At 66.3% G+C, this 9,312-nt stretch carries 8 protein-coding genes and 1 pseudogene; 3 read left to right on the top strand and 6 right to left on the bottom strand.

The window, feature by feature from the left end:
• Positions 1–2 precede the first annotated feature (2 nt).
• A complete protein-coding gene (locus tag WAN71_RS27055) occupies positions 3–641 on the bottom strand; it encodes a DUF4245 domain-containing protein (RefSeq protein ID WP_422228267.1) in 639 nt (212 codons plus the stop codon).
• Between the two features lie 55 nt (positions 642–696).
• Between WAN71_RS27055 and glpX the strand changes: the two genes are divergently transcribed.
• The 3 genes from glpX to WAN71_RS27040 are packed head-to-tail and all read left to right on the top strand — an operon-like array spanning position 697 to position 3,650.
• Positions 697–1,728 carry a class II fructose-bisphosphatase gene (glpX, locus tag WAN71_RS27050; protein ID WP_422228266.1) on the top strand — a complete coding sequence of 344 codons (1,032 nt, stop codon included), beginning with the start codon at positions 697–699 and terminating at the stop codon, positions 1,726–1,728.
• A 24-nt stretch (positions 1,729–1,752) separates the two neighbouring features.
• A complete protein-coding gene (locus WAN71_RS27045) occupies positions 1,753–3,174 on the top strand; it encodes a class II fumarate hydratase (protein WP_422228265.1) in 1,422 nt (473 codons plus the stop codon).
• The gene (locus tag WAN71_RS27040; RefSeq protein ID WP_422228264.1) at positions 3,171–3,650 is read left to right on the top strand and encodes an ester cyclase; all 480 of its coding nucleotides are present in this window, start codon (positions 3,171–3,173) and stop codon (positions 3,648–3,650) included. The genes WAN71_RS27045 and WAN71_RS27040 overlap by 4 nt, the downstream gene beginning before the upstream one ends.
• Here the strand turns inward: WAN71_RS27040 and WAN71_RS27035 are convergent.
• The 5 genes and pseudogenes from WAN71_RS27035 to WAN71_RS27015 form a co-directional block, all read right to left on the bottom strand.
• On the bottom strand, positions 3,647–4,450 hold the full coding sequence (locus WAN71_RS27035; protein ID WP_422228269.1) for a polysaccharide deacetylase family protein: 804 nt from the start codon (positions 4,448–4,450) through the stop codon (positions 3,647–3,649). The two genes, WAN71_RS27040 and WAN71_RS27035, sit on opposite strands and share 4 nt — an antisense overlap.
• Before the next feature lie 100 nt (positions 4,451–4,550).
• Positions 4,551–5,849, bottom strand: a complete 1,299-nt coding sequence (locus WAN71_RS27030) for a PhoH family protein (RefSeq protein WP_422228268.1) — start codon at positions 5,847–5,849, stop codon at positions 4,551–4,553.
• A 373-nt stretch (positions 5,850–6,222) separates the two neighbouring features.
• On the bottom strand, positions 6,223–7,053 hold the full coding sequence (locus WAN71_RS27025; protein ID WP_422228263.1) for an acyl-ACP desaturase: 831 nt from the start codon (positions 7,051–7,053) through the stop codon (positions 6,223–6,225).
• 83 nt (positions 7,054–7,136) lie between these two features.
• Positions 7,137–8,609 carry a glycine hydroxymethyltransferase gene (locus WAN71_RS27020; RefSeq protein WP_422228262.1) on the bottom strand — a complete coding sequence of 491 codons (1,473 nt, stop codon included), beginning with the start codon at positions 8,607–8,609 and terminating at the stop codon, positions 7,137–7,139.
• Positions 8,610–8,632: 23 nt separating this feature from the next.
• A pseudogene (locus tag WAN71_RS27015) lies at positions 8,633–9,312 on the bottom strand (DUF885 domain-containing protein); the annotation flags it as partial.

Here is a 9,312-nt window from a genome sequence, read left to right as displayed (position 1 = left end):
TTCTACCGATGCGCCGGTAACGGCGGCTGTGATTGGGTGGCGGCTGCCAGCGTACGGAACTGATCGACGCTCCCGGCACCCGTGATCGCGACCTGGGCAGGCCCGACCGGACTGGCCAGCCGCGTGGTCCACACCGGCTCGACACCGTCGTCACCCTGATAGACGATCCACCGGGTGCCCTCCACGTCGACGGTTCCAGTTGGGTACATGGACGGGTGGATCGAGCCGACCAGCTTGGCCTCGTCGGCGTTGCTCTGGGTCAGGCTCAAATACATGCCGGTAGGGCTGATGAATCCGACGGTGGAGGTGACCGCGCGCACCCGCTGACCGGTCGACGGGTCGGCTCGTCCGTCTCCGATACCGCCGCGGCCACCGGAGTTGGGCTGCCAGCCTTCGGGCAGCCGCGGGAGCCGGACCGGGAACCCGAGCGTCTGCGCGTCGGCCCGCAGCGCGCCGGCTGCGTCGTAGGACGGCACCGGTCCGCGATTGGTCCCGCCGGGGGCAAACGTGCACATCCCGACCATGCCCGCCAGGATGATGCAGGCCAGCACCAGCGGCGCGATCGACCAGAACATATCCCGGCCGTCCTGCAGCAGCCGTGGCTTGGCCGGCTTGGCCGTCGGCTGCGGCTGCGTCGTCACATGACGAGTATCCCAGCTCCCGAGCGCCAACCCGCTTCTGGGACAATCGGCAACCATGAGCGCAGGTTCTCGTCGTGAAGCCCCGGACCGCAACCTTGCTCTGGAGCTGGTCCGGGTCACCGAAGCCGGTGCGATGGCTGCCGGGCGCTGGGTCGGCCGCGGCGACAAGGAAGGTGGCGACGCGGCGGCCGTCGACGCGATCCGCCAACTGGTCAATTCGGTATCGATGCGCGGCGTGGTCGTGATCGGCGTGGGTGAGAAAGACCACGCGCCGATGCTCTACAACGGCGAGGAGGTCGGCAACGGCGACGGCCCGGACTGCGACTTCGCTGTCGACCCGATTGACGGCACCACGCTGATGAGCAAGGGCATGCCCAACGCCATCTCGGTGCTGGCGGTGGCCGATCGGGGCTCGATGTTCGACCCGTCGGCGGTGTTCTACATGGACAAGATCGCCGTCGGGCCCGACGCGGCTCACGTGCTGGATATCACCGCGCCGGTCGCCGACAACATCCGGGCGGTCGCGAAAGTCAAGGGCTTGTCGGTGCCCGACATGACGGTGTGCATCCTGGACCGCCCGCGGCATGCTCAACTGATCCACGACGTCCGCGCCACCGGCGCACGAATCCGATTGATCACCGACGGCGACGTGGCGGGCGCGATCTCGGCGTGCCGGCCGGGCTCCGGCACCGACATGCTGGCCGGGATCGGCGGGACTCCGGAGGGCATCATCACCGCAGCGGCGATCCGGTGCATGGGCGGGGAGATCCAGGCGCAGCTGGCGCCCAAGGACGACGAGGAACGGCAGAAGGCAATCGACGCCGGCTACGACCTCGACAAGGTGCTGAGCACCGAGGACTTGGTGTCCGGGGAGAACGTCTTCTTCTGCGCTACCGGCGTCACCGACGGCGACCTGCTCAAGGGTGTGCGCTATCAGCCCGGCGGGTGCACCACCCAGTCGATTGTGATGCGCTCCAAGTCCGGCACGCTGCGGATGATCGAGGCCTACCACCGGCTATCCAAGCTCAACGAATACTCGGCCATCGACTTCACCGGCGACAGCAGCGCCGCATACCCCCTGCCGTAACCACCCACAGAAGGACCCCAATTTATGGGCGCTCACACCGCCGAAAACGACACCGAATACCGCATCGAACACGACACCATGGGCGAGGTCCGGGTGCCGGCAAAAGCATTGTGGCGCGCGCAGACTCAGCGTGCTGTGGAGAACTTCCCGATCTCCGGACGTGGACTGGAGCGCACTCAGATCCGCGCCTTGGGTCTGCTGAAAAGCGCTTGCGCGCAAGTGAACAAGGACCTCGGGCTGCTGGCGCCGGAGAAGGCCGACGCGATCATCGCGGCCGCTGCCGAGATCGCCGACGGGCGCCACGACGACCAGTTCCCCATCGACGTCTTCCAGACCGGGTCCGGCACGAGTTCCAACATGAACGCCAATGAGGTGATCGCGTCGATCGCGGCGGCCAACGGGGTGGACGTGCATCCCAACGACGACGTCAACATGTCGCAGTCATCAAACGACACTTTTCCGACCGCCACCCACATCGCGGCCACCGAAGCCGCGGTGCGCCACCTGATTCCGGCGCTGCAGGTGCTGCACGACGCGCTGGCGGGTAAGGCCCGCGAGTGGCGCACGGTGGTGAAATCGGGCCGCACGCATCTGATGGATGCCGTCCCGGTCACACTCGGTCAGGAGTTTTCCGGATACGCCCGCCAAATCGAGGCCGGCATAGAAAGAGTGCGCGGGTGCCTTCCTAGGTTGGGTGAGCTGGCGATCGGTGGCACCGCGGTAGGCACCGGCCTCAACGCTCCCGACGGCTTCGGCACCAAAGTGGTCGAGGTGCTGGTGAAAGAGACCGGATTGACCGAATTACGCACGGCGGTCAACGCTTTCGAAGCCCAAGCGGCCCGCGATGGGCTGGTGGAGGCGTCCGGCGCGCTGCGCACCATCGCGGTGTCGTTGACCAAGATCGCCAACGATGTCCGCTGGATGGGGTCCGGTCCGTTGACCGGGCTGGCTGAAATCCAGTTGCCGGATCTGCAGCCGGGCAGCTCGATCATGCCGGGCAAGGTCAATCCCGTTCTGTGCGAAGCGGTTACCCAGGTCGCCGCTCAGGTGGTCGGCAACGACGCGGCAATCGCGTGGGGTGGCGCGAGCGGAGCCTTCGAGCTCAACGTCTACATCCCGATGATGGCCCGCAATCTGCTGGAGTCGTTCAAGCTGCTGACCAACGTGTCCACGCTGTTCGCGGAGCGTTGCATTACCGGGCTGAGCGCCAACGTCGAGCATTTGCGCGAGCTGGCCGAATCGTCGCCGTCGATCGTGACACCGCTGAACTCGGTGATCGGCTATGAGGAGGCCGCCGCGGTGGCCAAGCAAGCGCTCAAGGAGCGCAAGACGATCCGCCAGACGGTGATCGATCGCGGGCTGATCGGCGACAAGCTGTCCGAACAGGAACTCGACCGCCGCCTCGACGTGCTCGCGATGACCAAGGTGAACGACCAGCCGACATGACCAGCGACGAACTGCGGCAACGCCGATTGGCCATCATCGAAGAGCACATGAACACCGAGGTGACCAAGGAATTCGACCGGACCCTGGCCACGTTCAACGGGCACCCGCGTTACGAGATCATGGCCACCGGCCAGGTTTTCGACGGCGACGACGAGGTGATGGGTTACTACCTGACCACCCGGACCGCGTTTCCTGACCAGCGGCACGAAAACGTTCGATACCACTTCAGCGATGACGCGGTGATCACCGAATTCGACCTGCTGGGCACCAATCTCGGCGAGTTCTACGGTCTGCCGCCCACCGGCAAGGCGTTCCGGGTGCCGATCGTCGCGGTGTTCTTCTTCGACGGTGATCGAATCACCAACGAGCGCATCTACTTTGACTCGGCCAGCCTGGTCGGCCAGATCGGTCGCGGTGAGCTGCTGGCCCTTGCCGTCGCGGGTGAGCTCCCGGATCAGTCACCAACAAGCGCTTAGCTGCCGTTGTTCGGTCCGCCCGAGTTCTGGCCCGGCACATCGGTAATCGGGAAGTTGGGCATCGGCTTCGGTGACGGCGTGTTGGGCAACGACGGAATCTCTGAGGCCGGGATGTCGTGCAGGTCATTGGCCGGCGGCCCGTTCTCCCGGCCGCCGTACACGCTGCCCGGTGTTCGTCGCCCGAGCAGTTGGCTGACCGTCACCAGGTGATAGTCGTTGGCTTTCAGGACTGGGATGAACTGGTACACCAGATCAGCGGTGCTGGAGTAGGTGTCGTGCAGCAGCACCACCGAACCGGGTTTGATCTGGGTCATCAGCAGGTACCTGCTGGCCGCGGTGTTCGAGTCGTTGATCCAGTCGAAAGGGATGACATCCCAAAGGATTCCGGCCAAACCGATCTTTGCGGCCTGCTCATTGACTCCTGCGTCGGTCAGCCCGCCCGGCGGCCGCCAGAGCTTGGGCGTCACACCGGTGGCAGCGGCAATCGCATCGTTGGCCCTCGACAACTGGGCGGGCACCTCGGGCGGGGGCAGCGTCGTCATGTTGGGGTGTTCCCAGGTGTGGTTGCCGATCTCCATGCCCGCATCCACGACACGTTTGGCGCCGGCCGGGTTGGCGGCAACCTTGTTGCCGATCTCGAAGAACGTTGCCTTGGCCTTGTTGGCGGTCAAGACGTCCAGCAGCCGATCGGTGTACGGGGTGGGCCCGTCGTCGAACGTCAACGCCACGCACTTGACTTGCGCGCAGTCGACGACATCGTTGGCGTGGGCGAACCTGACGTGCCCGGTGAACGCCCCGATGGCGACGACGAAGGCGGCTGCCACCACACCGGCGACCGTGCGCCAGTACCGCCACGCAAGGGTGTCTGGTCGTCTCGGTCGTCTCGGCACGGCCGGAAGCTTACGGCAGCGGAGCGCGCGTGATCTCCTCGAGCATCTCGGTGACCAGCGCGGCGATCGGCGACCGCTCGCTGCGCAACAGCGTGATGTGCGCGAAAAGCGGGTGTCCCTTGAGTTTTTCGACCACGGCGGCGACCCCGTCATGCCGGCCCACCCGAAGGTTGTCGCGCTGAGCGATGTCGTGGGTCAACACCACCCGCGATCCCGTGCCCAGCCGCGACAACACGGTCAGCAACACGTTGCGCTCCAGCGATTGCGCCTCATCGACGATGACGAAGGAGTCGTGCAGCGAGCGACCACGGATATGGGTCAGCGGCAGCACCTCGAGCATCCCGCGCGAGAGCACCTCCTCGAGCACCGCCGGGCTGGCCAGACCTTCCAGGGTGTCGAAGACCGCCTGCGCCCACGGGCCCATTTTCTCGCTCTCGCTGCCAGGCAGGTAGCCCAGCTCCTGGCCGCCGACCGCGTAGAGCGGGCGGAAGACCACCACCTTGCGCTGGGTGCGTCGCTCCAGCACGGCTTCCAGACCGGCGCACAGCGCCAGCGCCGACTTGCCGGTGCCGGCCTTGCCGCCCAGCGACACGATGCCCACCGACTCGTCGAGCAACAGATCCAGGGCCACCCGCTGCTCGGCGGAGCGACCACGCAGTCCGAACACCTCGCGGTCGCCGCGGACCAGCTGAACGCGTTTGTGGGCATTGACCCGGCCGAGCGCATGAGAGCTGCCAGCGAGCAGTCGAATCCCGGTGTGGCACGGGAGGTCTCGTGCTGCGGCCAAATCGACCTCGCCGTCGGAGAACAGCGCGTCGATGTCCTCGGCGCTGGCTTCCATCTCCGTCATCCCGGTCCAGCCGGACGTGACGACGTCTTGCGCGTGGTACTCGTCGGCGGGCAGACCCACCGCACCGGCTTTGACGCGCAGCGGAATGTCCTTGCTCACCAACGTGACTCGCTTGCCCTCTGCGGCCAGGTTGGCGGCACAGCACAGGATGCGCGAGTCGTTGGTGTCGGTGCGGAACCCGGCGGGCAGCACGTCCGGATCGCTGTGGTTGAGTTCGACGTGCAGCGTACCGCCTTGTGTCCCAACGGGAATCGGCTGATCCAGCCGCCCGTGGGCAAGCCGGAGGTCGTCAAACAAGCGCAACGCCTGACGGGCGAACCAGCCGAGTTCGTGATGATGGCGTTTGGCTTCCAGCTCACTGATCACCACCAGCGGAACCACCACTTCATGTTCGGCGAAGCGGGAACAGGCCCACGGATCGGACAACAACACGGAGGTGTCGAGCACGTACGTCCGGATGGTGTCCTGTGGAACCGCCGGGGAATCAGTCACGAGCGCTCCTCGAGTCATCGCCTGGTTCGCTGCCGCATGCGGGTGTGGCCCCACCGCCACCCATGCTCGCGGGGCGTCATAACCAGGCTGGTTTTGATGACCCGGATTCTCAGCTGCCCATTGCATGGGCCGCATCGTCACCGGGCGGAAACCCGTGCGGCCCGCACGGACATTTCGGCGGGGGCCGCGGCGCCAGGACCGGGGCCGGCGGTCCTGTCGAAGTCGAGACGAGAGGCGCCGCCCGGACAGCAGAGCATGTCGCTAGCCATCGCCTGCGACGCTACTCCGGTCTTGGCATGCGCGCCGCGCAGGCGCGCCGTGGAAAAAGCTCAGCGGCGTCTCAGCCGATGACGTACTGCCGCAGCGCAGGCTCGTCGGCCAGCCCCCATGCGGTGATGCGATCGGAAATCACCTGGCGCAGCTGATCCGGGCCGAAAATGCCTGCGTCGGCGACGTTTCGAACCTTGTCTTGGTAGGCGTCGATGTCAGCGCCGACGACTTGGAGCTCAGCCGCGCGAGCGGCGATCGCCGCGATGGTCTCGTCGCGGGTGTAGCCGAGGCAGTGCGCGACGAGGTTCGAGAAGAACTCTTCGTGCCGCTCTTCGTCTCGCGCGATGTGGGCAATGAGACCGGCCAGCACCGGCTCTTCGATCTGGGCCGCCAGGTTGTTGCAGTACACGGCGTGGGCCCGCTCGAACAAAGCCATGAACACCAGAGTTTCGACCTGGGAATACTGGTCGGCGCGATACCCCTTCAGTGACACATGCTCGAAGCGGACCTGCTCGTTGGCGGTGGGGTCGATCTCGCGGGTCACCACGAAGTACTCGCGCAGTGAAATGGCGTGCAGGTGTTCTTCGGCGGTCCACCGGCCGATCCACTGGGCCCAATTATCTTCGAGAATGAAGTGCTCGACGAGTTCGCGGTGGTAACCGGCCACGTTGTCTTTGGTGATCAACAGGATCTCGCACGCGTCGGTGATGGCTTTGGGCAGCGTCACCTGCGACGGGGCCCAGTCACGCCCGCCGAGGAAGGCGAAGTTCTCGCCCTGCTCGAACGGCACGAAGTCATGCGCGAACCACAAGCTCTCGGTATCGAGGTGGCGGTCGAGGTTCTCCCCCACGACCGGCTCGAGTTCGAGGATCAGCGCGTTAGCGACAGGTTTCTGTGCCATGAGGTAACCGTAACCCGCGTACACAGGTGCCGTGAAATCTGCCGCGCAGTGCTCGGCGCTAGCAGAGGTCAGCTCGGACGACCCTAGAGAGTCAACCCCGGGTAGAGCGGGTTAGCCGTCAGCAGCTCGGCGGCAGCGTCGTGCACCCGCTCAACGGTGCCATCGGCCAGGGTGTACTTGGCCTTGGAGGGCCCCGCGGGCCCCGAACCGGGTTCAGTGTTGGTCAGCACGTCGACCACCAGCTCGGCGACCCGGTCGAACTCGGCGGCGCCGAAGCCGCGGGTGGTCAGTGCCGGCGTGCCGAACCGGATGCCGCTGGTGTACCAGGCACCGTTTGGGTCCGCGGGGATGGAGTTGCGGTTGGTGACGACGCCGGAGTCCAGCAGCGCCGATTCGGCCTGCCGGCCGGTCAGCCCGAATGACGTCACGTCAAGCAGCACGAGGTGGTTGTCGGTGCCGCCGGTGACCAGCCGCGCCCCGCGCCGCAGGAACCCGTCGGCCAGCGCCTTGGCGTTGTCGGCAACCCGCTGGGCGTAGGCCCCGAACGCGGGCTGGCGCGCCTCGGCCAGCGCGACCGCCTTGGCGGCCATGACGTGTGCCAGCGGCCCGCCCAACACCATCGGGCAGCCCTTATCGACCGCGTCGGCGTACTCCGGCTGGGCCAACACCAGTCCGCCGCGTGGCCCGCGCAGCGACTTGTGCGTGGTGGTGGTGGTGATGTGGGCATAGGGCACCGGGTCCTCGTCGCCGGTGAATACCTTGCCGGCGACCAGTCCGGCGAAGTGCGCCATGTCCACCATCAGGGTGGCGCCCACCTGGTCAGCGATCTCGCGCATCTTGGCGAAGTTGATCCGCCGCGGGTAGGCCGAGTACCCGGCCACCAGGATCAACGGCTTGAACTCACGCGCGGCGGCGGCGACCGCGTGGTAGTCCAGCAGCCCCGTCTCCGGGTCGGTGCCGTAGCTACGTTGGTGGAACATCTTGCCGGAGACGTTGGGCCGGAAGCCGTGGGTGAGGTGACCGCCGGCATCCAGCGACATGCCCAGCAACCGCTGGCCGCCAAGTTTGGCGCGGAGCTCTTCCCAGTCCGCCTCGGACAGGTCGTTGACGTGCTTGGCCCCGGCCTCAGCAAGGCCGGGTGTCTCGACCCGGGTGGCCAGGATGGCCCAGTAGGCAACGAGGTTGGCGTCGATGCCGGAGTGCGGTTGAGCGTAGGCGTACGGCGCGCCGAACAGCTCACGGGCGTGCTCGGTGGCCACACTCTCGACGGTGTCGACGTTCTGACAGCCGGCGTAGAAGCGGTGGCCGATGGTGCCCTCGGCGTATTTGTCGGACAACCAGCTGCCCATGGTGAGCAGCACTGCGGGCGAGGCATAGTTTTCGCTGGCGATGAGCTTGAGCGAATCGCGTTGGTCGGCAAGTTCTTTGCGTGTCGCAGCGGCGATGCGCGGTTCGACGGACTCGATGACCTGTAATGCTGCGCGGTAGGCGCTGCTGGCGGTATCGGCGTATTCAGCGCCTGGGGCTGCGGTGGAGGTGTGGGGTGCGGCAGTCACGGGCGCCAGTCTATCGAGACGGACTAGTCGGGCAGCGCCGACGGGATCAGTGGCTCGTCGAGCAGCCGGCCAAAACGTTCAGTGAGGCTGACGCCGGCCGGGCGGTCGTCGAGCCAGGTTCGTAGCAGTCGATAGCCCTCGACGTAGGTGCTGGTGTAGGCGCGCCACAGCGGCGAGGCCAAAAACCGCAGCATCTGGCGCGCGCGGGTGTCATTGACCAGCAGCCACCGCCGCAGAAATACCGCCACTTCGTCGGCATCGCGATGCTCGTCGTGCAACATCAACGCCGCGTCCTGGCGCACACCCGCCAGGGCCGCCGACGCTTCGGAAACCGCCTCGGCGCGCCCGCCGTCGAACCTCAGCCCTAGATCGGCGTAGATCTCGGACGCCCAGTGCCCCCAGCGCGGGCCGATCGCGGCATACAGCGCCAAATCGGCCAGGCCCTCGGCCATCAGGCACTGCGGGGTGTTCACCAGGAAAATGGTCTGCTCGGCCTGGCCTTTTCGGTTGACCAGCCCGGCCTCTTTGCGGCAATGCTCGGTGTGGTGCCCCGGATAGGATTCGTGGGCCACCAGCCGCGGCAGGTTCGACATCAGTTGTTTGATGTCGGCGTTGACGGCCACCGTGGAGCGGTAATCGCCCAGGTAGTAATTGAATCCCGACCACGGCTTGTCGGTCACCACCTGATACTCAACGGTTTCGG

This window comes from Mycobacterium sp. (assembly GCF_049280035.1).
Taxonomy (GTDB): Bacteria; Actinomycetota; Actinomycetes; order Mycobacteriales; family Mycobacteriaceae; genus Mycobacterium.
The sequence above is the reverse complement of the archived record's forward strand: the minus strand, read 5'-3'. Positions and strand labels throughout refer to the sequence as shown.

What these genes read in the sequence shown, in the direction of transcription:
- glpX (WP_422228266.1), top strand. Translation starts at nt 697, where the DNA reads ATGAGCGCAGGTTCTCGTCGTGAAGCCCCGGACCGCAACCTTGCTCTG.
- WAN71_RS27045 (WP_422228265.1), top strand. Translation starts at nt 1,753, where the DNA reads ATGGGCGCTCACACCGCCGAAAACGACACCGAATACCGCATCGAACAC.
- WAN71_RS27040 (WP_422228264.1), top strand. Translation starts at nt 3,171, where the DNA reads ATGACCAGCGACGAACTGCGGCAACGCCGATTGGCCATCATCGAAGAG.
- WAN71_RS27025 (WP_422228263.1), bottom strand. Translation starts at nt 7,053, where the DNA reads ATGGCACAGAAACCTGTCGCTAACGCGCTGATCCTCGAACTCGAGCCG.